This is a genomic window from Pseudomonas sp. 05N431 (genome assembly GCF_056397005.1).
Genome location: NZ_JBFTMN010000002.1, coordinates 284,152 through 309,924, shown reverse-complemented (window position 1 = coordinate 309,924; position 25,773 = coordinate 284,152). Strand labels below are relative to the sequence as shown.

24 protein-coding genes, 1 tRNA gene and 3 pseudogenes are annotated in these 25,773 nt (G+C 59.2%); 19 read left to right on the top strand and 9 right to left on the bottom strand.

Annotated features, from left to right (window positions below):
* Window position 1: 1 nt before the first annotated feature.
* The 4 genes from pheT (at window position 2) to AC1DIG_RS04380 (ending at window position 3,189) form a co-directional block, all read left to right on the top strand.
* Complete coding sequence (gene pheT, locus AC1DIG_RS04395; protein WP_477766309.1) at window positions 2-2,380, top strand: phenylalanine--tRNA ligase subunit beta; 2,379 nt, start codon at window positions 2-4, stop codon at window positions 2,378-2,380.
* Window positions 2,381-2,383: 3 nt separating this feature from the next.
* Entirely contained in the window at window positions 2,384-2,686 is a 303-nt protein-coding gene (ihfA, locus tag AC1DIG_RS04390; RefSeq protein ID WP_002553164.1) for an integration host factor subunit alpha, read from the top strand.
* Window positions 2,667-3,023 carry a MerR family transcriptional regulator gene (locus AC1DIG_RS04385; protein ID WP_003179985.1) on the top strand — a complete coding sequence of 119 codons (357 nt, stop codon included), beginning with the start codon at window positions 2,667-2,669 and terminating at the stop codon, window positions 3,021-3,023. The genes ihfA and AC1DIG_RS04385 overlap by 20 nt, the downstream gene beginning before the upstream one ends.
* 89 nt (window positions 3,024-3,112) lie before the next feature.
* Window positions 3,113-3,189, top strand: a tRNA-Pro gene (locus AC1DIG_RS04380).
* Between the two features lie 132 nt (window positions 3,190-3,321).
* Here the strand turns inward: AC1DIG_RS04380 and AC1DIG_RS04375 are convergent.
* Window positions 3,322-3,468 (bottom strand): annotated as a pseudogene (locus AC1DIG_RS04375) (tyrosine-type recombinase/integrase); the annotation flags it as partial.
* A 75-nt stretch (window positions 3,469-3,543) separates the two neighbouring features.
* On the opposite strand from AC1DIG_RS04375, the pseudogene AC1DIG_RS04370 reads away from it, so the two are divergent.
* From AC1DIG_RS04370 to AC1DIG_RS04355, 4 genes and pseudogenes are all read left to right on the top strand, one after another.
* Window positions 3,544-3,654: pseudogene (locus AC1DIG_RS04370) on the top strand (XRE family transcriptional regulator); the annotation flags it as partial.
* Between the two features lie 37 nt (window positions 3,655-3,691).
* On the top strand, window positions 3,692-4,003 hold the full coding sequence (locus AC1DIG_RS04365; RefSeq protein ID WP_477766308.1) for a hypothetical protein: 312 nt from the start codon (window positions 3,692-3,694) through the stop codon (window positions 4,001-4,003).
* 332 nt (window positions 4,004-4,335) lie between these two features.
* Window positions 4,336-4,545: a hypothetical protein gene (locus AC1DIG_RS04360; protein WP_477766307.1), complete on the top strand. Its 210-nt coding sequence runs from the start codon at window positions 4,336-4,338 to the stop codon at window positions 4,543-4,545.
* Between the two features lie 422 nt (window positions 4,546-4,967).
* A complete protein-coding gene (locus AC1DIG_RS04355; RefSeq protein WP_477766306.1) occupies window positions 4,968-5,195 on the top strand; it encodes a hypothetical protein in 228 nt (75 codons plus the stop codon).
* 67 nt (window positions 5,196-5,262) lie between these two features.
* On the opposite strand, the gene AC1DIG_RS04350 is transcribed toward AC1DIG_RS04355, so the two are convergent.
* The 3 genes from AC1DIG_RS04350 to AC1DIG_RS04340 all read right to left on the bottom strand — a co-directional run bounded on the left by AC1DIG_RS04350 (window position 5,263) and on the right by AC1DIG_RS04340 (window position 7,518).
* Window positions 5,263-6,099, bottom strand: a complete 837-nt coding sequence (locus tag AC1DIG_RS04350; protein WP_477766305.1) for an SDR family oxidoreductase — start codon at window positions 6,097-6,099, stop codon at window positions 5,263-5,265.
* A 74-nt stretch (window positions 6,100-6,173) separates the two neighbouring features.
* The gene (locus AC1DIG_RS04345) at window positions 6,174-7,007 is read right to left on the bottom strand and encodes an SDR family oxidoreductase (RefSeq protein WP_477766304.1); all 834 of its coding nucleotides are present in this window, start codon (window positions 7,005-7,007) and stop codon (window positions 6,174-6,176) included.
* 118 nt (window positions 7,008-7,125) lie between these two features.
* Window positions 7,126-7,518 (bottom strand): nuclear transport factor 2 family protein, encoded by a 393-nt coding sequence (locus AC1DIG_RS04340; protein WP_477766303.1) that lies wholly within the window; start codon window positions 7,516-7,518, stop codon window positions 7,126-7,128.
* A 181-nt stretch (window positions 7,519-7,699) separates the two neighbouring features.
* On the opposite strand from AC1DIG_RS04340, the gene AC1DIG_RS04335 reads away from it, so the two are divergent.
* Entirely contained in the window at window positions 7,700-8,629 is a 930-nt protein-coding gene (locus AC1DIG_RS04335) for a LysR family transcriptional regulator (RefSeq protein WP_477766302.1), read from the top strand.
* A 181-nt stretch (window positions 8,630-8,810) separates the two neighbouring features.
* Here the strand turns inward: AC1DIG_RS04335 and AC1DIG_RS04330 are convergent.
* From AC1DIG_RS04330 to pdxR, 4 genes and pseudogenes are all read right to left on the bottom strand, one after another.
* A pseudogene (locus AC1DIG_RS04330) lies at window positions 8,811-9,130 on the bottom strand (SDR family oxidoreductase); the annotation flags it as partial.
* 180 nt (window positions 9,131-9,310) lie between these two features.
* On the bottom strand, window positions 9,311-10,576 hold the full coding sequence (locus AC1DIG_RS04325; protein ID WP_477766301.1) for an MFS transporter: 1,266 nt from the start codon (window positions 10,574-10,576) through the stop codon (window positions 9,311-9,313).
* A gap of 38 nt (window positions 10,577-10,614) precedes the next feature.
* Window positions 10,615-11,685 carry a sugar phosphate isomerase/epimerase family protein gene (locus AC1DIG_RS04320; RefSeq protein ID WP_477766300.1) on the bottom strand — a complete coding sequence of 357 codons (1,071 nt, stop codon included), beginning with the start codon at window positions 11,683-11,685 and terminating at the stop codon, window positions 10,615-10,617.
* 112 nt (window positions 11,686-11,797) lie between these two features.
* The gene (pdxR, locus tag AC1DIG_RS04315; protein ID WP_477766299.1) at window positions 11,798-13,306 is read right to left on the bottom strand and encodes a MocR-like pyridoxine biosynthesis transcription factor PdxR; all 1,509 of its coding nucleotides are present in this window, start codon (window positions 13,304-13,306) and stop codon (window positions 11,798-11,800) included.
* Between the two features lie 247 nt (window positions 13,307-13,553).
* Between pdxR and AC1DIG_RS04310 the strand changes: the two genes are divergently transcribed.
* The 7 genes from AC1DIG_RS04310 to AC1DIG_RS04280 all read left to right on the top strand — a co-directional run bounded on the left by AC1DIG_RS04310 (window position 13,554) and on the right by AC1DIG_RS04280 (window position 19,951).
* On the top strand, window positions 13,554-14,534 hold the full coding sequence (locus AC1DIG_RS04310) for a quinone oxidoreductase family protein (protein WP_477766298.1): 981 nt from the start codon (window positions 13,554-13,556) through the stop codon (window positions 14,532-14,534).
* Window positions 14,535-14,548: 14 nt separating this feature from the next.
* A complete protein-coding gene (locus tag AC1DIG_RS04305) occupies window positions 14,549-15,397 on the top strand; it encodes a TauD/TfdA dioxygenase family protein (RefSeq protein ID WP_477766297.1) in 849 nt (282 codons plus the stop codon).
* An 86-nt stretch (window positions 15,398-15,483) separates the two neighbouring features.
* Complete coding sequence (locus tag AC1DIG_RS04300) at window positions 15,484-16,536, top strand: beta-keto acid cleavage family enzyme (protein ID WP_019691073.1); 1,053 nt, start codon at window positions 15,484-15,486, stop codon at window positions 16,534-16,536.
* A 91-nt stretch (window positions 16,537-16,627) separates the two neighbouring features.
* Window positions 16,628-17,959: an MFS transporter gene (locus AC1DIG_RS04295; protein WP_477766296.1), complete on the top strand. Its 1,332-nt coding sequence runs from the start codon at window positions 16,628-16,630 to the stop codon at window positions 17,957-17,959.
* Entirely contained in the window at window positions 17,956-18,621 is a 666-nt protein-coding gene (locus AC1DIG_RS04290) for a DsbA family oxidoreductase (protein ID WP_477766295.1), read from the top strand. Before AC1DIG_RS04295 ends, AC1DIG_RS04290 begins: the two co-directional genes overlap by 4 nt.
* Entirely contained in the window at window positions 18,618-18,944 is a 327-nt protein-coding gene (locus AC1DIG_RS04285) for a Rieske (2Fe-2S) protein (RefSeq protein ID WP_477766294.1), read from the top strand. The genes AC1DIG_RS04290 and AC1DIG_RS04285 overlap by 4 nt, the downstream gene beginning before the upstream one ends.
* Window positions 18,941-19,951 (top strand): YeiH family protein, encoded by a 1,011-nt coding sequence (locus tag AC1DIG_RS04280; protein ID WP_477766293.1) that lies wholly within the window; start codon window positions 18,941-18,943, stop codon window positions 19,949-19,951. Before AC1DIG_RS04285 ends, AC1DIG_RS04280 begins: the two co-directional genes overlap by 4 nt.
* Before the next feature lie 300 nt (window positions 19,952-20,251).
* Here AC1DIG_RS04280 and AC1DIG_RS04275 read toward each other — a convergent pair whose 3' ends face one another.
* Entirely contained in the window at window positions 20,252-21,304 is a 1,053-nt protein-coding gene (locus AC1DIG_RS04275) for an AraC family transcriptional regulator (RefSeq protein ID WP_477766292.1), read from the bottom strand.
* Window positions 21,305-21,647: 343 nt separating this feature from the next.
* Between AC1DIG_RS04275 and AC1DIG_RS04270 the strand changes: the two genes are divergently transcribed.
* The 3 genes from AC1DIG_RS04270 to AC1DIG_RS04260 all read left to right on the top strand — a co-directional run bounded on the left by AC1DIG_RS04270 (window position 21,648) and on the right by AC1DIG_RS04260 (window position 25,757).
* The gene (locus AC1DIG_RS04270; RefSeq protein ID WP_477766291.1) at window positions 21,648-22,214 is read left to right on the top strand and encodes an RBBP9/YdeN family alpha/beta hydrolase; all 567 of its coding nucleotides are present in this window, start codon (window positions 21,648-21,650) and stop codon (window positions 22,212-22,214) included.
* A gap of 128 nt (window positions 22,215-22,342) precedes the next feature.
* Window positions 22,343-24,358: a DUF1302 domain-containing protein gene (locus AC1DIG_RS04265; protein WP_477766290.1), complete on the top strand. Its 2,016-nt coding sequence runs from the start codon at window positions 22,343-22,345 to the stop codon at window positions 24,356-24,358.
* Between the two features lie 40 nt (window positions 24,359-24,398).
* Window positions 24,399-25,757, top strand: a complete 1,359-nt coding sequence (locus AC1DIG_RS04260) for a DUF1329 domain-containing protein (RefSeq protein WP_477766289.1) — start codon at window positions 24,399-24,401, stop codon at window positions 25,755-25,757.
* The last annotated feature ends 16 nt before the right edge of the window (window positions 25,758-25,773 follow it).

Sequence of the window (25,773 nt, the reverse complement as noted above, 5' to 3'; positions counted from 1 at the left end):
GATGAAATTCAGTGAACAATGGCTGCGCGGCTGGGTAAGCCCGCAGGTAAGTCGCGACGAGCTGGTTGCTCGTCTGTCGATGGCCGGTCTTGAGGTCGATAGCGTTACTCCGGCCGCCGGTGAATTCAGTGGCGTGGTCGTGGGCGAGGTGCTGAGCACCGAGCAGCACCCGGACGCCGACAAGCTGCGTGTTTGCCAGGTCAGCAATGGCGCTGAGACCTTCCAGGTAGTTTGCGGTGCGCCAAACGTGCGCCCGGGCCTGAAGATCCCGTTCGCCATGATCGGTGCCGAACTGCCAGGCGACTTCAAAATCAAGAAAGCCAAGCTGCGTGGCGTTGAGTCCAACGGCATGCTGTGCTCGCAAGCCGAACTGCAAATCGGTGAAGGTAACGATGGCCTGATGGAATTGCCGGCCGATGCGCCGGTCGGTCAGGACATTCGTGAATACCTGAGCCTGGACGACGCCAGCATCGAGGTCGACCTGACCCCGAATCGCGGTGATTGCCTGTCCCTGGCCGGCCTGGCCCGTGAAGTCGGTGCGCTCTACGCTGCCGAAGTCACACGCCCGGTCGTTGCCAGTGTTCCAGCCGCGCACGATGAAGTGCGTTCGGTTGAGGTTCTGGCGCCTGCTGCTTGCCCGCGTTACCTGGGCCGCGTGATCCGTAACGTCGACCTGTCCAAGCCTACGCCGCTGTGGATGGTCGAGCGTCTGCGTCGCGCTGACGTGCGCAGCATCGACGCTGCCGTCGACATCACCAACTACGTGATGCTGGAACTGGGTCAACCGCTGCACGCTTTCGATCTTGCCGAAATCAATGGCGGCATTCGCGTGCGCATGGCCGAAGAAGGCGAGAAGCTGGTGCTGCTCGACGGTCAGGAAGTCAGCCTGCGTAGCGATACGCTGGTGATTGCCGACCATTCCCGTGCCCTGGCGATTGCCGGCGTGATGGGTGGCGAGCACAGCGGTGTATCCGCGACCACTCGCGATGTGTTCCTGGAAAGCGCGTTCTTCGATCAGATCGCCGTTGCTGGCAAGGCTCGTTCCTACGGCCTGCACACCGACGCCTCGCACCGCTACGAGCGTGGCGTGGACTGGCAGCTGGCCCGTGAAGCCATGGAGCGCGCCACCGGCCTGCTGCTGGAAATCACTGGCGGCGAAGCAGGTCCGATCATCGAAACCGTCAGCGAGCAGCACCTGCCGTCGATTGCTCCGGTCACTCTGCGTGCCCAGCGCATCACCCAGATGCTGGGTATGGAAATGGATTCAGCCGAAGTCGAGCGTCTGCTCAGTGCCTTGGGTCTGAAGATTTCCGCGGATGGGGCAGGGCAGTGGCGCGTTGAAGTGCCAAGCCATCGCTTCGATATCAGCCTGGAAGTCGACCTGATCGAAGAGCTGGCCCGTCTGTACGGTTACAACCGTCTGCCGGTTCGCTACCCGCAAGCCCGTCTGGCACCGCAAGCCAAGGCTGAAGCGCGTAGCGATCTGCCTGAACTGCGCCGCCTGCTGGTGGCTCGTGGTTATCAGGAAGCGATCACCTACAGCTTCATCGATCCGAAGCAGTTCGAACTGTTCAACCCGGGCGTCGAGCCTCTATTGCTGGCCAACCCGATCTCCAACGACATGGCTGCCATGCGTTCGTCGCTGTGGCCGGGTCTGGTCAAGGCGCTTCAGCACAACCTGAATCGCCAACAGGACCGCGTCCGTCTGTTCGAAAGTGGCCTGCGCTTCGTCGGTCAGCTGGAAGGCCTGAAGCAAGAGCCGATGCTGGCCGGTGTGGTCTGCGGCGGCCGTCTACCGGAAGGCTGGGCCCAAGGTCGCGATACCGTGGACTTCTTCGACGTCAAAGCCGATGTGGAAGCGGTGTTGGGCTTTGCCGGTGCTCTGGATTCGTTCAAATTCGTACCAGGCAGCCACCCTGCGTTGCACCCGGGTCAAACCGCGCGCATCGAGCGTGAAGGTCGCGTAGTCGGCTACATCGGCGCTATCCACCCTGAATTGTCGAAAACCCTCGGTCTCGACCGTCCGGTCTTCGTTTTCGAGCTGGTGCTGGCCGAAGTGGCGTTGGGCAAAATGCCTAAATTCAGCGAGTTGTCGCGCTTTCCTGAAGTGCGTCGTGACCTTGCGCTGCTGGCAGACAAAGACGTTGCAGCCAGTGCCGTACTGGAAGTAATCCGTGAAAATGCAGGCGAATGGCTGACGGACCTCAGGCTATTTGACGTGTATCAGGGTAAAGGTATTGATCCGCATAGAAAAAGCCTTGCAGTTGGCTTGACCTGGCAGCATCCATCGCGCACTCTTAATGACGATGAGGTGAATACCACGACGCAAAACATCCTCACCTCGCTCGAACAAAGGTTGAACGCCACGTTAAGGAAGTGACGTATGGGGGCTTTGACGAAAGCTGAGATGGCGGAACGTCTGTATGAAGAGCTGGGCCTGAACAAGCGGGAGGCCAAGGAATTGGTCGAACTGTTTTTTGAAGAAATCAGGCACGCTCTTGAAGACAACGAACAGGTGAAGTTGTCCGGTTTCGGCAACTTCGACCTTCGTGACAAACGCCAGCGGCCTGGCCGCAATCCGAAAACGGGAGAAGAAATCCCGATCACGGCTCGCCGTGTGGTCACCTTTCGTCCAGGGCAGAAGTTGAAGGCCCGAGTTGAGGCTTATGCTGGAACCAAGTCATAACGACGAGCTTCCCGTCATCCCAGGCAAACGCTACTTCACCATTGGTGAAGTCAGCGAGCTTTGTGCGGTAAAACCGCACGTGCTGCGCTACTGGGAGCAGGAGTTTCCTCAACTCAACCCCGTCAAGCGCCGCGGAAATCGCCGGTATTATCAGCGCCAGGATGTGCTGATGATCCGGCAGATCCGCGCGTTGCTCTACGACCAGGGGTTCACCATCGGCGGAGCGCGTCTGCGCCTTTCCGGCGATGAAGCCAAAGACGACACCACCCAATACAAGCAAATGATCCGCCAGATGATCGCTGAGCTCGAAGATGTTCTGGTGGTACTCAAGAAATAAATTCCTGCTTTTAAATACTTCCAGTTTTCAAAAGCTTGCGATATATTCTTGAGCGTTCCTCGAGATGAGGAACAGGTTTCACGCCTAGTCGGGGCGTAGCGCAGTCCGGTAGCGCACTAGCATGGGGTGCTAGGGGTCGAGTGTTCGAATCACTCCGTCCCGACCATATTTTTCAATGACTTAGCCGCTTTCGAGCGGCTTTGTCGTTTCTGCCATAGTGACTTTTCGAGTGACCTTGGCCTTTTCCTTTACGCTTCTCTCCTTTTCAGGATCGTCAGCGCTCGTGCGCGCGAGTCGGTTGCAAGCGTCTACCGAAAGAATGCTTGAGGTCGTGAATGCGGATCCGCAAGAATCCGCCATGCGCTGGCCTTAAGTACTTTTCCTGCCACTTCTTTGCTGCCCTGACCCGCGCCTTCTTCCAGGCCGAGGCATTCATGCGGTGCAGTTCCTGTTCGTAGTGGCGATTTAATGGTGCTAAATTTCTCTTCGGCAGCATCCTCCCTGAGCCAAGAAGGGCGCATCGTTCAATCGAAACCAGCATCCAGACGAGGATTACAGCTTCGCCGAGATCCAGGAGCAGCAGCTTGCAATTCTGGGTAATGTGTTCTGGTGGGGGATGTTTGCGTGCTGAGTGGCTTGCAGCGTGACAATTGAGGAAAGGAGCTCCGATGAAAAAGTTACTGATTGCGGGCTTGATCGCATTCATCGCCATTGCGATTTACACGCAGATAAGCCTATTCGTAGTGCCACCCATCGGCGCGTTGCCTGAGGGACGTACTGTAATCATGCTGAGACTGAACAAGACCAATTTCGTCGACAGCCCAGACGCCATGTGCGATCGGATGCAGGGCGGCGTCAGCTTATTGTGTCGAGGCATGATCATGGCCGCTGTAGTGGAAAAGACCAAAATCATCCTCCGCCTGCCCTATTCAGACTGGCTCTACTTGATATCAACAGATGGTAAGAGGTTTTCTCGGTAGTCTTTTGTAGGTCACCATGGCACCCAACAAACCTAGCAAAGAGCTGCGCCGCGACTTGAAAGCTGCCACGTTCGACATCGAGGAGGCCGTCTCGGAGGTTTCAGGCAGACAAAACAACGCAGGTGCACAGAGCTTCTGGAGGCCATGACGACGATCGAGAAGCTGCATGAGCAAGCTGATCGGCTGACTGCTTATGCTGATGAGGTGAGGGTGGGAAGGATTGTCAGATCCAAGCCGGAATAGATCGCGATCCTGAGTCATGTGTTTTGGCGGGGAATGTTGGTGTGCTAACAATTGAAAGACAGAGCAATGCCCTGCAGAAGGGTTACTGAATGCCGAAGAAAAAGCCGGAAAGTAAAGCAGCAGCTACCGCTGCTGAAATTGAGCGCTCTATTCAGGCCCTGAACAAAATGGCTGAACGCCTTTGGGGTGATGGCCGAGAAGCTGAGGCGAAAGCCCTCCTCGATGCCTTAGATGCGTTAAACAGGGCGCTTGATCGGATCAGGATTGGAGAGAGCCGCAGGGTTGCGACACTTCACTGAGAGATGTACGAGTCAGCTGGCCGCCGAGTTGTAGGCTGGTTAAATTGAAGGAGCGACGGCAGACATCTATGGGATTTCTTGAACTTTTATCCGACCTTCTCAGCGTCCTCGGCAATATTCAGCCTTACGAAAAACCTCGCAGGGTCTTCACGCGGGGATTTGTCGCATTCTGCGTTATGGTTGTGGTGCTTGAGCTGATGACGCTGAGCCAGTTCTATGGGCAGCCTGGGTGGTGCTTTGGCTTATGCGGATGAGGTGAAGGCGGGAAGGATTGTGCGGGGGAAGATTGAATAGATAGCCTAACCAAGAAGCCCTGCAAGTTTACGCTTGCAGGGCTTTTCTCGTTTTAGCCCCAGGGGAGCATGATCCATTGAAGTTCGGATTGATCTACGCTTAATGCTCTACAGAGAGGGTTGCGTGTCATGAGCGAAGATCGAGTGGTTGCGCTTGAGATAGCGCTTAAAACGGTAATGGCCGTCGCTGGGCGACAAGGCGTGGAAGCCGACGAGCTGTGCAGGAAGTCAATCGGCGCAATAATTGGCGACTCTGAGTTTAATTGGGTCAAGCCCGACCATGCTGAAGACGCCATCGCCGAGATTGAAATGGCTCAAGCTGCCATTGCGCACCTGTCTCTACCCTCGGCGAAATAAGCGGGTGCGGATCACGGCCGGCGTTGCGGCGTAAACGGATGGGGGACTGTGAGGTGGCTTCCCGGTTTTACTTGGGAGCCAAATCGCCGTACCAGTAAGCAGCCGTGACGCCGCCATCCATCAGAAAGTCGCTGCCTGTAATGAATGTGCCCTCAGGCCCCATGAGCAGTGCGCCTAAGGCGCCCACTTCGTCTGGCGTTCCACCGCGTCCTGCCGCGCTCTGGTCAATCATGCGCCGGTAGCCTTCGCCACGTGGGCCGCTCAGTTCGTCCCGCGCCAATGGTGTAAAGATGATGCCGGGGCTGATCGTATTGACTCGCGCGCCGCGTTTGCCCCAGCGCACAGCTTCTGCCATGACTCGCAACGAGTTCCCGCGCTTGGATATCTGGTAAGCGTTCAAAGGGTCGGTGACCTGATCGGCTTGAAGCATCCGGAGCGCGAGCAGATCGTCCGCTGGAGTTGTCGCCAACGCTTTGTTTTGTTCGGTACTCAACGCGGGCAAGCGGTGGCCGGATTGTGAAGCGATGACGATCGCGGAGCCGCCTTCGGCGATGACATTGCCGAACTCTTCAAGCACGACTGCCGTTCCATACAAATCAACCCGCAAAATGGTTGCTGCTGGCGCTTGAGACGGCGAAACACCAGCGGCGTGGATGACGCCGGTGATCTCTCCGATGGCCGTTGCGGTCTGCACCAGCGCCTGAACCGACTCGCGAGAGGAGACATCCACGATGGCCGTGGTGACCTCGAATCCTGCGTCAAGCAAGACCTTTGCCGCGGCATCGGCGTTTTCCTGTCGCAGGTCTGCCAGCAAGACGTGCTTACCGGCACTGACTCTGCGGGCAATGGCTTGGCCGATCGAACCGGCGCCAATAACGACAATCACTTTTGAAAGATTTTTCATGAGCATATCCCTCGTCAGGCTTGAGTTGACTCATCCGGTTGATCGCTTTTGCATGCAATCGTAGGCCATGATTTTCAGCCCGGAGTGGGCAGCTTGCCTGCACGCATCGCCGCAATGACTCCGCCATCGATCAGCAGATCACTTCCCGTCACGAAGCCTGCATCAGGCCCAAGAAGATAAGCAGCGGCAATCGCGACTTCCTCAGGCGGCGCCATGCGCTTGGCTGGGGAGGCTGCAATCATTGCTCTATAGCCGTCACCAATGGGGGAGTTGAGTTCGTGTTGCGCCAGTGGCGTTGCAATGATCCCAGGGCTCATTGAATTGACCCGGGCTCCACGCTCGCCCCAACTCACCGCTGCCGCCTGTACGCGAAGGTTGTTGGCACGTTTGGCCATCATGTAAGCCACCATGGAGTTAGGAACCGCATCCGCAGAAAGGAACGGGAGCTCGAGCAGTTCGTCCGCGGGCGTGAAAGCCAGCGCATGATCTTGCTCTGGAGTGAGGGCTGGCATCATATGGGCCGCCATGCTCGAGATAATGAGGCCAGCGCCGCCAGGCGCAATGACGCGCTCGAACTCTTCGAAGACGACGGCAGAACCATACAGATCGACTGCCAAAACACGGTCTGCAGGCGCCATGTTTGGCGATACACCCGCCGTATTGACCACCTGGACAACGCTGCCCAAAGCTGCCGCTGCGTCTGCCAGTGCCTTGACTGACGCTCTGGACGATACATCCACGAGACGCGTCTCGACGGTGTAGCTCGCACCCCGTAGAGTGTCGGCGGCGGCCTGTAAAGCCTGTTCATTGAAATCGGCGAGCAATAAAGTTTTGCCAAAACTCTGCCTGCGAGCAATGGCGAGGCCAATTCCACCGGCGCCGATTACGACAACAATCTCATTCTTCATAATGATTTCCTTCGGCTCTAGCCAATTAATGAACGGCGTCTATCCAGCGGTATCGCCTTGAATACGTTGCGCGGCATGCGAGGCGCGCTCATCGCAGCCACTGTTTAAACGCAGTTCTTTAGAAAGTGGTGTAGCGGGCACTCGCGATCATCCATACACCTTCATGCTTCTCGAGTACTAAAACGAACCTCAATCTCCAGAGCGCAGTCATGCCGTTAATGCTGGCGTTGAAAATGCCGCGACCTTGCACTGTGGAGCATTTTCCCTTGACGCTGACTTCAAGCGAATTCTGTTCCAGTTCTATTCGGTGATAGTTGAAGTCTCCCGACCAAACAAGATCAAGCCATTCGTGCTTTGGTTGAACGTAACCGGTGATATGCACCAGTGAGAAATCCGGTTCGAGCAAGCGATCAAGATCAGACGAACGAGCCTCTACCATGGCAGTGTGATAGGCGTTCAGGATTTCAATAATCTCTGAGCTTTCGTCAGCGTGCTCCATGGAACTCAACATGTATTTATCCTGTGAGCATTTAATAAAAAGTGCGTGTGATCCTGGATCGCTATGCCCGACAGCACGCCCTCAATGGTGCCGGACTCACCAGTCGCGGGAAGTACGGCTGTCCAATATAGAACGAGAGCATCCACATGATTAGATGCTAGGATCTGCATGAACTTATACTTTGAGATAATAAATGGATCGATCTGAACTCGGCGATCTGGCCGTTTTTCTGGTCGTGGCGCAGGAGCTGAGCTTCACTCGCGCAGCCGCACGACTCGCTACGTCACAGTCTTCGGTCAGTCAGACCATCCGCCGGCTCGAAGCACGCCTGGGCGTCAGATTGCTCGCCCGCACCACCCGGAGTATGGCCACGACGGAGGCGGGAGAGCGGTTACTGGAAACCGTACGACCCGCCTTTGGCAACATTGAAGCCAAACTGAGCGAGCTGAGTGAAATGCGCCAGAAACCGGCCGGCAGCGTTCGCATCACCGCGAGCAAGCACGCGGCTGAAGGTATCCTCTGGCCCACGGTTTCACGTCTGTTACTCGAGTATCCGGACATCAAGGTAGAGATATCCACCGATGCGGCATTAACAGACATCGTCACTGATCGCTTCGATGCTGGAGTGCGACTGGGTGAACAGATCGATCGGGACATGATTGCCGTACGGATCGGTCCTGACCTGCGAATGATCGTCGTCGGATCGCCGTCGTACCTGGCGCGCAGTCCAGCGATCAAGATGCCCCATGACCTGACTCGTCACGCGTGCATCAACGTGCGTTTGCCTTCATCGGGAGCTCTCTACGTTTGGGAGTTCCATAAGGAAGGACGTGACTTGAATGTACGGGTTGATGGCCCGTTGACGTTCAACAACATGCGCCTGGCGCAACAAGCGGCGGTAGAAGGTTTCGGCCTGGCATTTATATTTGAGGACGTTGCGCAGGAACAATTGCGATCCGGTCAGCTTGTTCAGGTGCTTGATGAGTGGTGCCCATTTTTTGCGGGATACCATCTTTATTTCCCCAGCCGACGTCAGCAGTCTCCCGCGTTTACATTATTGGTTGAGGCATTGCGCAAGAACGTCGATGCATCATTTTCGGGTACAAAATGGTGTCCGGCCTGAGCAACTTGGCCATGCGATGCTGCGGCATGAGAAGTTCGTTTTTCTACAGGACACCGCTGGCATCGGTTTGACGTTGCACACTCTTCAGGCCAGTCGGTGCGACTCGAAGCTGATCGACAGGCTTTCAGCGCGGTCGGGATGCGGCGCAAACGGACGGGGGCGGCGGGGTGGCTTCCCGGTTTTACCTGGGGGCCAAATCGCCGTACCAGTAAGCAGCCGTGACGCCGCCATCCATCAGAAAGTCGCTGCCTGTAATGAAGGCACCATGAGCAGTGCGCCCAAGGCGCCCACTTCATCTGGCGTTCCTCCGCGCCCTGCCGCGCTCAGGTCAATCATGCGCCGGTAGCCTTCGCCACGTGGGCCGCTCAGTTCGTCCCGCGCCAGTGGGGTAAAGATGATGCCGGGGCTGATCGTATTGACTCGCGCGCCGCGTTTGCCCCAGCGCACAGCTTCTGCCATGACTCGCAATGAGTTTCCGCGCTTGGAGATCTGGTACGCATTGTAGACGGTGGGCGTGCTCTCACTGGTACCGGTAGTTGTTGGGTGAGAAGCCGCTAACCTTGCGAAAGAAACGGGAAAATGGCTCGAGGGACGAGGTTGCTGCAGGGGCGATCCGCTGCCCATGCAGCAACAATTTCAGGACGGGGCACTACGCCCGGTTTCCGGTCACCGGGCCGATGTTCAGGTTCGCGCTGCGCTCACTTCGCCAGTGGTCGTGGCGTTATTGCGGACAGCCTGATACAGCAGGCTGGACACCATGAACCCAAGAATGGCCAATACGCTCATCAAACTGAAGACGTAGTTGTAGCCTTGCTGGCCGGGGAAATGGTCGAGGATTGCGCCATAGATGACGTAAGCGAACATGCCAGGCGCATAGCCGATTAGACAACCAATACCGAAGGCTGAACCGGTGATGTGCTGGGGGATACCGACTTCACCCATGGGCGCCCAGAACACGCCGCGCATGGAGAACACGATGAGCGCGAAAGAGAGGGTGGCCGCCATGCCCGCATAGATGAAACCGTGGCTTTTCGGGATGAGCATGATCACGGCCATCAGCGGCAGCAACGCCAGGAACGCCCATTTCAGATAGCGACTGGTGCTCTTGAATTGCTTGTCGGCAATGAAGCCTCCGGCAGGCCCGCCGAGGATCTTGAGAAAGTACTGATTGATGATGCCGTAAGCGCCCACCAGTGCCACGGGCAGTTCGTACATGTCCTTGAGGTAGGGAATGAAATAGGTCAGGCCGCAGTAGACGATGTAGACCATGAACACGTTGAGGCTGACCAGCCAGATACCCGGGACCTTGATGGCCTCGAGCAGGTTCGACAGACCGTTCTTCGGCTTGGCGGTCGACTGCGCGGTGCCGCCCTTGAGCAGGAACCAGGTCAGGGTGCCGGCAAGAATGTCGATGACCGAGTAAAACAGGATCGCCGATTTCAGACCGGTCTCACCGGAACCCATGGCGACGAAGACGCCCAGCGCAGAAAAGGCGACCAGGGTATCAATGACGCCACGTCCACCTTCCAGAAGACCGAACAACCGTCCCTGTTCCTGATCGTCACCCAGATTGCGGATGGCCTTGAGCAGTGAAGGCCAAAAGATGCAATCGGCGCAGACGGCCAACAGGCTGAACACGATCAGCAGGTTGCTGAAGGGCGGGAAGGTCGCAAGGTAAAGCCCCAGGCTACCGGTGCCGAGCAGGCCGATGGGAATCAGCTTGCGTGTGTCGTATCGGTCCGCCAGCAGGCCGCCGACGACAAACAGCGCGGTGGCGATAATGGCGTTGGCGCTCAGCAGCAAGCCGATTTCAGTATGGGTCAATCCCATGAACGTTTGCATCGGCACATAGAAGGCGTCCTTGAGGTTCGCCAGCTTGTAGATGGTGCCGCCACCGAGGATGAGAATCAGGAATCTGAGCCATTTGGCCTTGTCACGAGTTGTCATTATTGTTCTCCAGGCGTAATCGGGTAGTAACGTCAGGTTCAGGCGTTTGCGCGGTTATCCAGGGTCAGTTCGGCCAGGGTCCGGAACTCGGCCAGCAGGCCTCGTACATAGGCGACCTGGTTGTTCGCCCAGCGGTGTTCGTCGGCCAGCATTCGCTCCAGCGAGTAGCCGGTTGGCAGCGGCGTTTCACTCATTTCCCGGTATGCAATGAACGGGTCGGCGGCCTCGAAGGTCTGGCGGAATGCCGGGGCGACGTAGTGGTTTTCCTGCTCAAGGATGAATGCGATCACTTGCGGGGTTGATTCGCCGAGCATCAGCAGTTCGAACAACATGCGGGCGCTGGGCAGGTCGTCTTCTTCGCAGCCCTGCAGTACGCCGTAATGGCCGAAGCCGTTTTGCTCGGGGACGATGCGCACGCCCTTGAGGTGGGTCTGGCGTATGTGCGGCGCCAGGGTACGGAGCGCCGGAAGGGGCTGTTCGCAGGCGTTGATCATGTTGCCGAAGTCGAACAAGGCATGCAGTCGAGGGTGGTTGAGGCGGTTGAGCAGGTGCGCGATTTCGGCGCTCTTGAGTTCTTCATGCTGCTCGAAGTCGAAGAACAGATCGTGCTCGTCAGCTTGCTGCGCGAGGTAATGCAGGTCTGATTCGATCACGTCCATGACCCGTGACAGCGTTCCCTCGTAGCGTGAGTAAACACGAATGTTGCGGACCCCGAGGGTATTGGCAATGCCGATAACCTGATCGACATCTTTTTTCAATGTGCTGCTGATTTCCAGGTGCACATCCAGTCCGAGCGCATTGGCCTTCTCGGCAAACGCCCGAAGTTGCGCGGGTGTCATTTGACTCAGGCTGTTTTCCTCGCCGTCGAGCAAGTGCAGGCTCAGCCCCTGCAGCTCGTGACGATAGGCGAAGTCCAGCAGGTCGGCAGGTGTGACACGGCCATGGGTGAGGTTGGTCAGCAAGGGGTAGGCATGGGCAAACAGGCGCACTTGCTCAAGTCGGTCGAGCAGCTGGCGGGCCAGTGCTTCAGTCAGTGCGGGAGGTGCTCCGGCCTCGGCAGCCTTGTGGCTGAGCAAGGCATGGAATCGTTCCTGGATCTTATTGTTCATTCGAGTCATTCCTGATTCAGACGCCGGGTCTGCCGGCGCAGCCTTTATCGCGCCAGTCAGGAACTCTCGATAGATCCATTATCAGTTAAATCATAAGACCACTTGCCTTGCCTCAAGTGGCCTGCTGCAGGTAGCCCATCTCGGACAAAGCCTGGGCCAGTGCTTCGACGCGCTCCTCGGCCTGGTTTTCAGGCGTGCCGGCAAAGCCGATCAACAGGGCCGGTGGCAGGACATGTTCAAGGCAGTAGTCGCTCAGGGCATACGTGTGGATGTTGTGCCGGGCCAGTTCCTTGGCGATGGCGTCGTCATCAAGCTCTGCCGGCAGCCAGGCGATCAGGTGCATGCCGGCTTCCACCGGGGTGATCTTGAAGAAACCGCCCAGCCGTTGTTGCAGCTGCTCGACCAGTGCTTTCTGGCGAGCCTGGTACAGCGCACGCATGCGGCGGATGTGCCCAAGGAAGTGGCCTTCGCGCATGAAGTCTGCCGTCACGGCCTGGAGCAGCGTGGGCGGGCTGCGATCCATGACCGCTCGCAAGGTACAGAAGGGTTCGATCAAGGCCTGCGGCAATATCACGTAACCCAGTCGTAGCGACGGGAAGAGCACTTTGCTGAACGTTCCGACATAGATCACCCGAGCCCATTGGTCCATGGCATAGAGCGCAGGCAGGGGGCGGCCGTTGTAGTGAAACTCACTGTCGCAATCGTCCTCGATGATCCAGCTCTGGTTGTGCGCGGCCCAGTCGATCAGTTCCTGGCGCCGCGCATAACTCATGGTGACGCCCAACGGATGCTGGCGAGACGGTGTGGTAAACACCAAGCGGGCATCAGGGCACTGAGCCAGGCCTTGCTGGATGTCGATCCCCTGTTCGTCGATACGCAACGGGACCACCAGACCTCCCTGGGCCTGGAGCGCGATTCGCGCCGCGATATGCCCTGGATCTTCCATCCACACGCTGTCCTGTGGATTGAGCAACAGCATGCCCAGCAGGTTAAAGGCTTGCTGGGCGCCGGAAACGATGACCACCTGCTCGGCACTGCAGTCGATGCCACGGGCATCAAAGACGTATTCGGCAATTGCCTTGCGTAGAGCCAGCAAGCCTTGCAGTTCGCCATAGCCGAGCATGGCCTTGGTCGGCTTGTGCAGGTGGCGGTTCATCAGGCGCTTCCAGATGTGTTGCGGGAACGCGTCGTAAGTGCTGTGACTGGGCAGGAACGAGGTAGGGCTTGCCGGATCCCAGTCGGCATAGCTAACCCCGCGAAAATGATCGCTGCGCAACGACAGCATGGACTGGCTCAGATCGGACAGACGGGGAGGCTGGCGCTGCCGCTCATCGTCGGCCACTCCGCGGTTTTCCCACTCATTGCCGACATAGGTACCGGCCCCGGTCCGTGATGCCAGAAAACCTTCGGCGATCAGTTGATCGAAGGCATTGAGGATGGTGATTCGCGACAGCGCGAGCTCTTTGCTCAAGGTCCGGGTTGACGGCAGGCGCACGCCCCCTTGAATTCTTCCACTGAGAACCTGTTGGCGAATCTGCAAATAGAGTTGGCGGTACAGGGGTATTGAGCTGGCACGGTCCAGCTCAATACCCGACAGCAGCAAACCTGCAGGGGATTTCATGACTTGCTCGTCTGGATGGGGAGTGGTTTGACCTGGAACACCGTCAGGCACCTGAGTGAGCAAGGGTATCGGGAGGCACTGGGTAAGTCATCCATCACAGGCGTTGATGCCGCGCCCCCGGGCCGCTGTCACGAAATGAAAAGCCATTGTCGTCCGATGAGAAGCGGCCCGCCAGGCTGCGTCCTAGAGTCCAATCAACGCAAATCGACGCAGCACGCCAACCTTGCAGACTGGAGAATAAGAAAACATGGCCAAAGCCGTACGCTTCTACGAAACCGGTGGTCCCGACGTTCTTCGCTATGAAGAGGTCGAAGTCGGCGAACCCGGTCCAGGCCAGGTCCGTCTTCGTCATGTAGCGGTTGGCCTGAACTATGCCGACACCTACTTTCGCAATGGCACCTACCCGATCCCGATGCCCAGCGGCATGGGGGTTGAAGCTTCCGGTGTGGTCCAGGCCATCGGCGAGGGGGTTACCAACGTACAGGTGGGTGATCGCGTCACCTACACCGGGTTTCTCAATACATTGGGGGCCTACAGCACCGAGCGTCTGATTCCGGCCGCGCCGCTGATCAAGCTGCCGGAAACCATCAGTTTCGAGACCGCCGCAGCCATGACCATGCGCGGCCTGACATCGTCGTACCTGATGCGGCGCATTTACGATTTCAAGGCTGGCGACAGTATTTTGCTGCACGCTGCTGCCGGTGGTGTGGGCCTGATTGTTTCGCAGTGGGCCAAGCTGCTCGGCCTGACGGTCATCGGCACCGTGTCCACCGAGGTCAAGGGCGAAGTCGCCCGGGCTCATGGCTGCGATCATGTGATCAATTACAGCCATGAAGACGTCGCCCAGCGCGTTCGCGAATTGACTGACGGTGTCGGGGTCAACGTGGTGTTCGACAGTGTCGGCAAGAATACTTTCATGGGCTCCCTGGATTCGCTCAAGCGCCGCGGCCTGATGGTGTGCGTCGGCACGGCGTCGGGCCCGATCCCGGCTTTCGATCCAGTAATGCTGGCGATGAAAGGTTCGCTGTTCATGACCCGCCCGGCTCTGGCGGACTACATCGCCGACCCCGCGGAAAAAGCCGCCTTGGCGGGTGAACTGTTCGAGCTCGTCGGCAGCGGTCGAATCAAGATCGAGATCAACCAGCACTATGCCTTGCAGGACGCCGTGCAGGCCCATCGCGACCTGGAGTCGCGCAAGACCACGGGCTCATCAATCTTCGTCATTTAAGGGAATCGCCCTCCATGAAAGTCGAACAATTGACCTGCAGCATTGGTGCGGAACTGCTCGGCGTGAACCTTGCGGATGCGGTCCACGACGACGGTCTTTTTGCCGAGATTCGTGCTCAGCTACTCAAGCATCGGGTGGTGTTCCTGCGCGATCAGGAGATCAGTCGCGCCGAGCACGTGGCCTTCGCCCGTCGCTTCGGCGAGCTGGAGGATCATCCAGTGGCCGGCAGTGACCCGGATCATCCAGGCCTGGTGCGCATCTACAAAAGCCCGGACCAGCCGATGGACCGCTACGAAAATGCCTGGCACACCGATGCGACCTGGCGCGAAGCACCGCCGATGGGCTGTGTGCTGCGTTGCGTGGAATGCCCGCCCGTGGGCGGCGACACCATGTGGGCCAACATGGTGGAGGCCTACGCGCGCTTGCCGGAAGACGTAAAGGCGAAGATCACCGACCTGCGTGCGCGCCACAGCATTGAAGCGAGCTTTGGTGCCGCCATGCCGATCGAAAAGCGCCTGGCGCTCAAGGCCATGTACCCGGATGCGGAGCACCCGGTGGTGCGTACCCACCCGGAAACCGGGGAGAAGGTGCTGTTCGTCAATGCCTTTACCACCCACTTGAGTAACTACCACACCCCTGAGCGGGTACGTTTTGGCCAGGACGCCAACCCCGGCGCGAGCGAGTTGCTGCGCTACCTGATCAGCCAGGCCTACATCCCCGAGTATCAGGTGCGCTGGCACTGGAAACCCAACAGCATCGCCATCTGGGACAACCGCAGTACCCAGCACTACGCCGTCATGGATTACCCGCCGTGCCATCGCAAGATGGAGCGAGCCGGGATCATCGGCGACAAGACTTTCTGATCGACCGTCTCTGCATTCGTACTTGCTACAGGCTTGCCCGGCACGTCCCCGGCGTGGGCGCACAACCATAATAAAAGGAGTAACTCATGCAATTCTTCGACGATTCCCTGCACCCGGAAAACATGGAAAAAGTGGTCATCACCGTGGCCCCGTATGGCCCTGAGTGGATGCCGGAAGACTTTCCAGAAGACATCCCGCTGACCATGGATGAGCAAGTGCAGAAGGCGGTCGATTGCTATGAGGCCGGTGCCACGGTGTTGCACCTGCATGTGCGCGAACTGGACGGCAAGGGTTCCAAGCGCCTGTCCAAGTTCAACGAGTTGATCGCCGGTGTACGCGAAGCCGTACCGGACATGATCATCCAGGTCGGTGGTTCGATTTCCTTTGCGCCCGAAAGCGATGGCGAAGCCGCCAAGTGGCTGTCTGACGATACGCGCCACATGCTGGCTGAGCTGACGCCAAAACCGGATCAGGTCACGGTGGCGATCAACACTACCCAGATGAACATCATGGAGCTGCTGTATCCGGAATATCTGGAAGGCACATCCTTGGCCAACCCGGCCTATCAGGCGGCCTACAGCGAGATGACCGTGCCGGCAGGCCCGGCCTGGGTCGCTGAGCACTTGCGGCGGCTGATGGCGGCGGGTGTGCAGCCGCATTTCCAGCTGACCGGCATGCATGCGATGGAGACCCTGGAACGCCTGGTGCGCAAGGGCGTGTACATGGGGCCGTTGAACCTGACCTGGATCGGCATCGGCGGCGGTTTCGATGGCCCCAATCCGTTCAACTTCTTCAACTTTGTCCACCGTGCGCCGGACGGCTGCACCTTGACCGCCGAATCGCTGTTGAAGAACGTGCTGCCGTTCAATGTCATGGCACTGTCCATGGGGCTGCACCCACGTGTAGGTATTGAAGACACGATCATTGATCAGAAGGGCAAGCGTTTCAGCTCCGTGCAGCAGATCGAGCAAACCGTGCGTGTCGCCCATGAGCTGGGGCGCGAAATCGCCACCGGCAAAGAAGCCCGCGAGATCTACCGCATCGGTGTGCAGTACCAGAGCATCGAAGAAACCCTGTTGGCCAACGGTATGGCCCCCAACCGCAAGGCTGGCCAGAAAGGTGTGCCGCAACGCGGCTGACCGGCAGCGGAGCGGGAGGTCGGTGCCTCTCGCTCGCTGCATTGCAACACGCTCGATAACAATAAATACAACAATGTTTCGAGGAGGCTGCATGGCCTTTCACCCAATCGCCGCGGACGATGACGACGCCAGTGGCGTCGGTATTGCGCGCAAATATGCCTGGATTGTCTTTGCACTGACGTTCGGCCTGTTGATTTCCGATTACATGTCGCGTCAGGTGCTGAACGCGGTGTTCCCGATGCTCAAGGGCGAGTGGGCCCTGAGCGACGGCCAGCTCGGTCTGCTCAGTGGCGTTGTCGCCTTGATGGTGGGGTTGCTGACATTTCCCCTGTCGTTGCTGGCGGATCGCTTCGGTCGGGTTAAGAGCCTGGCGTTGATGGCTCTGCTGTGGAGTCTGGCCACGCTGGGTTGCGCGTTGGCGCAGGACTACCAGCAGATGTTCATTGCCCGGTTCATGGTGGGTGTCGGCGAAGCGGCTTACGGCAGCGTCGGCATCGCGGTAGTGATTTCGGTCTTTCCCAAACACATGCGCGCAACGCTGGCCAGTGCCTTCATGGCGGGTGGCATGTTCGGCTCGGTGCTGGGTATGGCGCTGGGCGGTGTCATCGCGGCCAAATTGGGCTGGCGCTGGTCGTTCGCCGGCATGGCGTTGTTCGGCCTGCTGCTCGCTGTGCTTTACCCGATCATCGTCAAGGAAGCGCGCATCGCCCCGCAACGCGCGGCTCAAGCGGCGAACAAGGCGGCAGCAGCCGTCAAGCGACCGCTGAGTACGCTGTGTTCCAGCCCTTCAGTGATCGCGGCCTATATCGGCAGCGGCTTGCAACTGTTCGTCGGCGGCACCGTGATTGTGTGGATGCCCAGCTACCTCAATCGTTATTACGCCATGGGAACGGACAAGGCCGGCGGTGTCGCGGCGATCATCGTGCTGTGCAGCGGTGCGGGGATGATTCTGTGCGGCATGCTCAGCGACCGGCTGTGTCGGCACTCGCCGGAGCGCAAGGTCGCCCTGGCCATCGCTTATTGCCTGGGCAGTTGCCTGTTGCTGTCGGCGGCGTTCGCCTTGCCGGCGGGGCCTGTGCAATTGGCGCTGATTTGCCTGGGCATGCTGATTGCCGCCGGCACGACCGGGCCTGCCGGGGCGATGGTTGCCAACCTGACCCACCATTCGGTCCACGGCACGGCCTTCGCCACGCTGACCCTGGCCAACAACATGCTCGGTCTGGCCCCGGGGCCGTTCATCACCGGCAGGGTGTCCGACCTCATCGGTTTGCAGGCTGCTTTTCAATGGGTGCCACTGGTCAGCATCGCGGCAGCGGCGGTGTTCTTTTATGCCAAGTGTCATTACCGGAAGGATATCGCCCGGCTTGCGGGTGAGCGGGTCAACGATTCGATTAGTGAAGCTGTGTTAGAGGTGAAGGTGTGAGCGGTCGTTTACGGATTGATGTGTTCTTCGATTTCATCTGCCCCTGGTGCCTGATCGGCAAGCGCCAACTGGAGCACGCGCAGGACCTGCTGCGTATCCAGCAACCGGGTGTGGAAATCACTACGGTGTGGCATGGGGTGCAGTTGTTGCCACAACTGCCAGTACAGGGTGAGCCCTTCGCTGAGTTCTATCGTAAGCGCCTGGGCAGTACCGAAGCTGTGAGCCTGCGCCAGGCTCAGGTGCGGCAGGCCGCGATGGCGGTGGGCGTGCCCATCGACCTGAGCCGCATCGCCACCATGCCCAATACCGCTGATGCTCATCGCTTGCTGGAGCGTGCCACTGTGCTGGGCAGTACGGCGCAGCGTGATGTCTTGCTTGAGCGTCTGTTCGCTGCCTACTTCCAGTACGGCGAGGATCTGGGTTGTCATGAAACCTTGATCGCCATCGCCCAAGCGTGTGGCTTCGACGCAGGCGCCGTGGCTGGCTGTCTGCAAGGCGACGGTGATCCTTTCGTCGGCAACGAGGCAGGCGCTGGCAGCGGTGTGCCGAGTTTTCAATTCGACCGTCGTCTGACGGTGGTGGGCGCACAGCCTGCCGAGGTGTTGCTTGGTGCCATGGGCGAAGCCTTGCTCGATAGCCATCGCTCACGGCTGCCAGCATGAGTCGGCGTGTACCCGTACCTGCCGGAAAACTCCCGCAGGCGGGTGGCCGTGCGCTGGTTGAATTCGAGGGCAAAAGCCTGGCGCTGTTCAACGTCGAGGGCGATCTGTTTGCCATCGACGACAGTTGCCCGCATCAGGGTGCCTCGCTGTGCGGCGGGCGCCTTGAGGGGAGGGTGATTCAATGCGGCGCCCATGGTCTGCGCTTCGATCTGCGCAGCGGCTACTTGCTCAATTCAACCCAACTCAAAGTCGCCAGCTACCCGGTCGAGATCGTCGACGGCCAGGCATTCATCGTCATTGTTTCCGAGGAGTCCGCGCCATGAGCGTCATCGCTCTCACCCATATCCATAGCCGAACGCGCGAATTGGCGCCGGGGTTCATCGTCAGTCTGATCGTTGCGGCGGCAGCCTCCTTTCTGTCCGAGCACTACGGTGCGCCGGTGATGCTGTTTGCCTTGCTGTTGGGCATGGCGCTCAACTTCCTGGCCAGTGACGGCGCGTGCAAGGCCGGCATCGAGTTCACCGCCCGCACTGTGTTGCGTGTTGGTGTGGCTCTGTTGGGGATGCGCATCACACTGGAGCAGATTGCCGCGCTGGGCTGGAAGCCTTTTGCTCTGGTGGTGATTCTGGTGGTGGTGACGATCGGCGTGTCGGTGGTTGCGGCCAAGGCGCTGGGTTTTCAGCGTTTGTTCGGCATGCTCACCGGTGGCGCAACCGCGATCTGCGGCGCCTCGGCCGCGCTGGCGCTGGCGGCAGCGTTGCCCAATCATCCGCAGAAAGAGCGCGCCACACTGTTCACCGTCATCGGGGTGTCGGCACTGTCCACCACGGCGATGATCCTGTATCCGATGATTGCCAACTGGCTGTCGTTGTCACCGCAAGTGGCCGGCGTGTTTCTGGGCGCGACCATCCATGATGTCGCCCAAGTGGTCGGTGCTGGTTACAGCATGTCCACCGAGACCGGCGACACGGCCACGGTGGTCAAGTTGATGCGGGTTGCGATGCTGCTGCCGGTCATCGTCTGTGCGGCAATGGTCACCCGCATGCAGGGTGCCGATAGGACAGGCACGCGGCCGCCGCTGCTGCCGTGGTTCGCCGTCGGTTTTCTGCTGCTGGCCTGTATCAACAGCACGGGATGGGTGGCCCCGGCGGTGCAGGGCTCGGTCAACGAACTGTCGCGCTGGAGCCTGGTGGTTTCCATCAGCGCGTTGGGTATGAAGACCCAGCTCAAGGAGCTGGCCGCCGTCGGCATCAAGCCGATCCTGCTGATGGTGGGGGAGACGGTGTTTCTCGCGCTCCTGGTGCTGTTGTTGCTGCACTGGGGGCTCTAAGCCCGTTAAGAAATACTGCCTGCGGCGCACCTCCCGTAGCAGCTGGCGAAGCCTGCGTTCGGCTGCGTAGCAGTCGTGAGTTCAAACGATAAGGTGCTTCAGGAATACCGCGCACTCAGTTTTTACGACTGCTGCGCAGCCGAACGCAGGCTTCGCCAGCTGCTACAGGGGCTGCGCTGTGTTGGCTTCTCGGCGCAGTGAGGCTCTCGACCGGTGTCATGAACACCGGTTCTTTCGCGGCGACTGTGCCAGCAGTTGCCGTTTTTTTTGCTTGAAATTCCAGTGTCTATTTCTGGCGGTTCAGGGTTCTGTGGAGCCGGGCAGGGAGGTCGGGTTCATTGGTGCTTTGGCCGCCTGTTTTTGTGAACTGCGCCACGCGGCGGGCGGCATGCCGAACTGGGTGATGAACCAGCGTGTGAAGGAGCTCGCCATGGAGTAGCCGAGCATGTCGGCGATCCGGCCGAGCGAGTAATTCGGGTTTTCCAGGTAGCGCAGCACCAGGTCGCGGCGTACGTCGTTGATCAGGTCGTTGAAGGCGCAGCCGTCGTCTTTGAGGCGGCGCTGCAGGGTCCGAACGTTCATGCCCTGGGTCTGGGCGATCTGTTCGATGGTGGCGCGTCCCATCGGCAACAGCAGGTAGATGGCTTTGCGCACCTCGAACAGCATCGACGGTCCTTCGTGGCTCAGCAGCGAGTCGAGGTAGCTCTGGGCGTAGCGAGCCATGGCCGGATCGGCATGGGGGTTGGTCATGTCGAGGCTGGCATCGGAACAGACAATGCCGTTGAACTCGCTGCCGAACTCCAGGTTGCAGCCGAACAGGCGACGATGCAGTTGCAGGTTGTCGGGAGGCTGGTGCGTGAAGTTGACGCTGTAGGGATGCCAGTGTGTGCCGAGCAGAGCGGCGCACAGACGGAACATCACGCCGATTGCCAGCTCGGTGGCCTGTCGGCTGGGCATCGGTGATTCGGTGACCACCTCTTCGCGAATGATCACCATCTTGCCGGCCTCTTCAATGAAGATGGCCAGCGAATCGTTCATCAGATGACGGTAGTGCACCACGACTTGAAAAGCATCACGCAGCGTACGTTGGTGGCTGAGCAGCAGGCTGACCACACCGAAGTCCGAGAGCTGGCGCGATTCGGCCATGCTCAGGCCGAAGCTCTGGCAGCCGCTGGCGGCGGCCGACTCTTCCAGCAGACGCACGGCGGCATCGATGGGAATACGGTGTTCAGGGGCCTGCAATTGGGCCTTGCTCAGGCCGACGGCCGCCAGTAAATCGCGCGGGTTGAACCCCAGGTACTGACTGACCTCCAGGTAGTTGGTCAAGACGGCGGCGCGAACAAGCTTGGTCATGCGAAGGTCTTTCCTGGGCAGATTCCGATGGAAATGAGCGTGGCGACTATATCCAGCACGTCATCAATTGAACAGTTGTGACGTCATTGATGGCGCTCATCCGGTTCTGTCCGCAATGACGGTCGCCGCATGGATCAATCGACGCTCACCCATTGATTACACGGACCTGCAGTGTTTTTTGATCAGCGGCCGCGCCACGCCAACGCCTGGAAATCTGTCATCAAAAGAAAAGTCACTGACGCCGAATGAAAAGCGCCACGGGTAGGCGCTCTTTAATGTCGACACTACAAAAAGCTTCTGGCGACAGAGCCGGTCGAGTCATCGAGAAAGCGAAGGTGTTGAAGTGGACAAACTGCAAACTGCCGCAACCGTTCTGATCGTACCGGGCCTGCGCGAGCACGTTGCCGAACATTGGCAAACGCTGCTTGAGGCCCGCCTGAGCAAGGTGCGCAGTGTGCCGCCGCTTGAAACTGACAAGCTCGACTGCTGCAAGCGGGTCCAGGCGATCCAGCAGGAACTTACGCAGATCGAAGGGCCGGTGATTCTGGTGGCCCACAGTGCCGGTGTGTTGATGGTCGCGCACTGGGCTGCTCGACACAGTCGCCCGATCAAGGGCGCGCTGCTGGCCGCGCCACCGGATCTCGATGCCAGTTGGCCGTCAGGCTACCCATCCGCTGAAACGCTGCGTACTCATGGTTGGGCGCCTTTACCCCAAGGCCCGCTGCCGTTCCGCAGCCTGGTGGCCGGCAGCACCAACGATCACCTTGCCAGCCTGGATGCCGTCACTCGCATGGCGAAAGGCTGGGGTGCCGAACTGCGCAATCTGGGCGCAGTGGGGCATCTCAATCCGGCTGCTGGCTATGGCCGCTGGCCGCAAGCCGAAGCACTCATCCTGGAGTTGGACCGCTAGTTCAGGCGCCGGTTGGCCGCAGGCCTTCGGCAATTGCCCTCATTCCTGAAAAACGCAAACCACTGGAACAAGCGGTTGCGTGAGGGCGGCTGCGCTTAAAACAACTACAAAAAAGCGGAGACAACGCAATGCACAACAATAAGAAGCGTCTCGGGTTCACACCCTCGCGTTACAGCGTGTTGGCCTCGACCATTCTGGCCGCCGCCATGCCGGCCGCGCATGCGGTTGAACTCGATACGGGTAACCCGGACTGGACCGCGCGTTTTGATAACACCGTCAAATACAACTACGGCGTACGCACCGAAAACGCCGACAAGCGCATGTTGGGGACGCCGAACAACAACGATGGCGACTACAACTTCCGCAAGGCCCGAACCAACATCACCAACCGTATTGACCTGTTGACCGAGATGGATGTGGTCTACAAGAACAGCATGGGCTTTCGCCTTAGTGCCGCCAGTTGGTACGACAAGGCGTATGAGAACACCGGTTCGAACGCCAATCCGTTCGTCAACGGCAACGACGCCAAGTCGGGTCTGGTCGCCAACGACCCACGCCTTGCTGCGGTCACCGGTGACAATGTCGGCAATGGCAGCCCGCACCTGAGCAACTACGCGCAGCGTTACTACACCGGTCCTTCCGGCGAAATCCTCGATGCCTTCGTGTTCTATAGCACCGAAGTGGGCGAGGAGTCGCTGTTGAGCGTCAAGGCCGGTCAGCACAACGTGTTCTGGGGTGAAACCATCCTCAACCCGGTGCATTCGATCAGCTATGGCCAGTCCGGCCTGGACCTGGCCAAACTGGCGGCCTCGCCCGGCACCGAAGCCAAAGAACTGTTTGTTCCGCGTAATCAGCTGTCGATGTCGTTCACCGTCAATCCCGAGTTGACGGTGGGTGCCCAGTACTTCCTGGATTGGAATGCTGCTCGCCTGCCGGAGGCCGGTACCTATTATGGCGGTTCCGATCTGGTGGGGTTCGGCGCGCAGTCGTTCCTGCTGGGCAACACCAATGCCGTGGTGCCCGGCAGTCCTCTGGGTTGCGGGCTGGCGCCTTGCAACGGGCTGACCAACGTGCGTCGTGGTCACGACCTGACGCCGGATAAAAGCGGAGACTGGGGCGTGATGGCCAAGTGGTCGCCCGCCTGGCTGGACGGTACGCTCGGCTTCTATTACCGCAAGACCTCGGACATTTTGCCTCAAGCCTGGTTGAACGCCACGGGGATCAGCTCGGCCAATCCCAACGGGACTCCGCCAGCGGGCATGGTGCCGGCGGTCGTTAATACGCTGAACTCGCTGAGCACCAGCACCTATCAATTGGCTTATGCCGACAATATCCACATCTTCGGTCTGAGCCTGTCGAAAGAGATAGGCGGCGTCAGTGTCGGCTCCGACCTGAACATCCGTCACAACATGCCGCTGGCCAGTATCCCGGCCATTCTCAGTACCACCGGACCGCTGGGGTTGGGCGCCGGTCTGGGTCTGTTGCCGGCTCGTACGGCGCAGACCGGTATTGTCTATGACGCACCGGACAAGGGCGACAGCATGAGTGCCACCGGTGACACGCTGCACTGGACACTCAACGGCCTGATGACCTTGCCCAAGACGCCAGTGTTCGATTCGGCGACCCTGCTCACCGAGCTGTATTACAGCAACCTGCTCAAGCTCGATAGCAAGAATCAGGCGCTCTACAAGGGCAACAGCAGCTACCGCGGCGTCGATGCACCGACCCGGGACAACTGGGGCATTGCAGCCAACTTCACGCCGACCTGGTACCAGGTCTTCCCGGGTGTCGACTTGAACATGCCGATGTCCATCAACGTGGGGCTTGCCGGCGTTTCACCGGTATCCGGTGGCGGTGCCAAAGACACCGGCAACTATGCGGTCGGCGTCGGTGCCGTTGTGTACAACAAATACTTTGTCGACCTGAAGTACGTGGATTCCTTCGGCAAGACCGACAAGTGTGACGTCAGCGGCGTAAGTACCGGCGCGGCCAATGCCGGCAGCGGTGATGGCTCCACACCGAACGCCTTCAGCGGCAACGAAAACTACGCGTGTTTTGGCGGTGGCTACTCGGCCTTTTCCGGTGGTGGTGCAACCACCGCAGACCGTGGCGCGGTTTACCTGACGATGAAAACCACCTTTTGATTCACGAATGGCTTAGTCACCTGAGCAGGAGAATAACAACATGAAATTCGTGCGTACTTTGCTGGGCGTTTCCCTGGCCATGGCGGTTGCCGCTCAGGCACAGGCCGCTGTATCGACTCAGGAAGCCGCCAGGCTGGGCAGCAGCCTGACTCTGGTCGGGGCTGAAAAAGCCGGGAATGCCGAGGGTTCCATTCCTGCCTATTCGGGTGGCTTGACCACGCCGCCGGCCAGTTTCAAAACCGGTGACAGTATGCGCCCGGACCCTTTTGCCGACGAAAAACCACTGTTGGTGATCGACGGCAAAAACGTCGACCAGTACAAGGGCCAACTCACGGCGACCACCGTGGAACTGGCCAAGCGTTTCCCCACTTTCCACGTCAATGTCTATCCAACCCACCGTACCGTCGCACTGCCCAAGGCCGTGCTGGACAATGGCGTGAAAAATGCCACCGGCGCCAAGTCCCTCGAAGGCGGATTGGCGATCGACAACGTGCTGCCAGGTGTTCCGTTTCCGATCCCGCAGTCGGGCAACGAGGCGATGTGGAACTTCCTGCTGCGTTATCAGGGGGTCAGCATCAACTCCAAGTACGACTCGTGGAACGTCGACTCCGCGGGAGTGCCGAGCCTGGCAACCACCGGGCAGGCGTTCATTTCCTATCCGATCTACGAAAACCTGGCGCAGCCGATCAGCAGTGCCGACGTGTACTACCAGATGAAGCTGTCCTACACCGGCCCTGCGCGCCGGGCCGGCGAAGCGGTGATGCTCAAGGACGCCGCCAACCCGTTGCAGCAGCCGCGCCGTGGCTGGCAGTACTTGCCTGGCCAGCGTCGGGTAAAACTGGCACCGAACCTGGCCTACGACACGCCTAATCCAGGCACTGCCGGTGCGGGCACCTACGACGATGTCTTTGTGTTCAACGGTGCGCTGGACCGCTACGACTGGAAGCTGGTGGGCAAGCAGGAAATGATCGTGCCCTACAACACCTACAAGTTGACCTACGCCCAGGACCCCAAGTTACTGACCACCGCCAATCACCTGGCCCCCGACTACGTGCGTTGGGAAAAACACCGGGTCTGGGTGGTGGAGGGCAACCTCAAGGCCGGTGCGCGGCACATCTATCAGAAGCGTCGTTTCTATCTGGATGAAGACAGCTGGACCGCTCTGGCCTCCGATCAGTACGACGCCCGTGGTCAGCTGTACCGAGGCTCCTTCGCGTTCCTCAGCCAAAGCTATGACAAGCAGATCCCGGATTCCACGCCCTTCATGATCTACGACCTGGTCGGTGGCTCCTACAACATCAACGGTGTGGTGGGGCCTTACGGCGGCATCAAGTACATCGATCCGCTCTCCAAGGCGCAGTGGTCGCCGGAGTCCCTGGCGGGGTCCGGCATTCGCTAAGCGAACACCTGGTTTG

Coding starts and splice junctions, on each gene's coding strand:
- pheT (WP_477766309.1), top strand. CDS start 2: ATGAAATTCAGTGAACAATGGCTGCGCGGCTGGGTAAGCCCGCAGGTA.
- ihfA (WP_002553164.1), top strand. CDS start 2,384: ATGGGGGCTTTGACGAAAGCTGAGATGGCGGAACGTCTGTATGAAGAG.
- AC1DIG_RS04385 (WP_003179985.1), top strand. CDS start 2,667: ATGCTGGAACCAAGTCATAACGACGAGCTTCCCGTCATCCCAGGCAAA.
- AC1DIG_RS04365 (WP_477766308.1), top strand. CDS start 3,692: ATGAAAAAGTTACTGATTGCGGGCTTGATCGCATTCATCGCCATTGCG.
- AC1DIG_RS04360 (WP_477766307.1), top strand. CDS start 4,336: ATGCCGAAGAAAAAGCCGGAAAGTAAAGCAGCAGCTACCGCTGCTGAA.
- AC1DIG_RS04355 (WP_477766306.1), top strand. CDS start 4,968: ATGAGCGAAGATCGAGTGGTTGCGCTTGAGATAGCGCTTAAAACGGTA.
- AC1DIG_RS04350 (WP_477766305.1), bottom strand. CDS start 6,099: ATGAAAAATCTTTCAAAAGTGATTGTCGTTATTGGCGCCGGTTCGATC.
- AC1DIG_RS04345 (WP_477766304.1), bottom strand. CDS start 7,007: ATGAAGAATGAGATTGTTGTCGTAATCGGCGCCGGTGGAATTGGCCTC.
- AC1DIG_RS04340 (WP_477766303.1), bottom strand. CDS start 7,518: ATGTTGAGTTCCATGGAGCACGCTGACGAAAGCTCAGAGATTATTGAA.
- AC1DIG_RS04335 (WP_477766302.1), top strand. CDS start 7,700: ATGGATCGATCTGAACTCGGCGATCTGGCCGTTTTTCTGGTCGTGGCG.
- AC1DIG_RS04325 (WP_477766301.1), bottom strand. CDS start 10,576: ATGACAACTCGTGACAAGGCCAAATGGCTCAGATTCCTGATTCTCATC.
- AC1DIG_RS04320 (WP_477766300.1), bottom strand. CDS start 11,685: ATGAACAATAAGATCCAGGAACGATTCCATGCCTTGCTCAGCCACAAG.
- pdxR (WP_477766299.1), bottom strand. CDS start 13,306: ATGAAATCCCCTGCAGGTTTGCTGCTGTCGGGTATTGAGCTGGACCGT.
- AC1DIG_RS04310 (WP_477766298.1), top strand. CDS start 13,554: ATGGCCAAAGCCGTACGCTTCTACGAAACCGGTGGTCCCGACGTTCTT.
- AC1DIG_RS04305 (WP_477766297.1), top strand. CDS start 14,549: ATGAAAGTCGAACAATTGACCTGCAGCATTGGTGCGGAACTGCTCGGC.
- AC1DIG_RS04300 (WP_019691073.1), top strand. CDS start 15,484: ATGCAATTCTTCGACGATTCCCTGCACCCGGAAAACATGGAAAAAGTG.
- AC1DIG_RS04295 (WP_477766296.1), top strand. CDS start 16,628: ATGGCCTTTCACCCAATCGCCGCGGACGATGACGACGCCAGTGGCGTC.
- AC1DIG_RS04285 (WP_477766294.1), top strand. CDS start 18,618: ATGAGTCGGCGTGTACCCGTACCTGCCGGAAAACTCCCGCAGGCGGGT.
- AC1DIG_RS04280 (WP_477766293.1), top strand. CDS start 18,941: ATGAGCGTCATCGCTCTCACCCATATCCATAGCCGAACGCGCGAATTG.
- AC1DIG_RS04275 (WP_477766292.1), bottom strand. CDS start 21,304: ATGACCAAGCTTGTTCGCGCCGCCGTCTTGACCAACTACCTGGAGGTC.
- AC1DIG_RS04265 (WP_477766290.1), top strand. CDS start 22,343: ATGCACAACAATAAGAAGCGTCTCGGGTTCACACCCTCGCGTTACAGC.
- AC1DIG_RS04260 (WP_477766289.1), top strand. CDS start 24,399: ATGAAATTCGTGCGTACTTTGCTGGGCGTTTCCCTGGCCATGGCGGTT.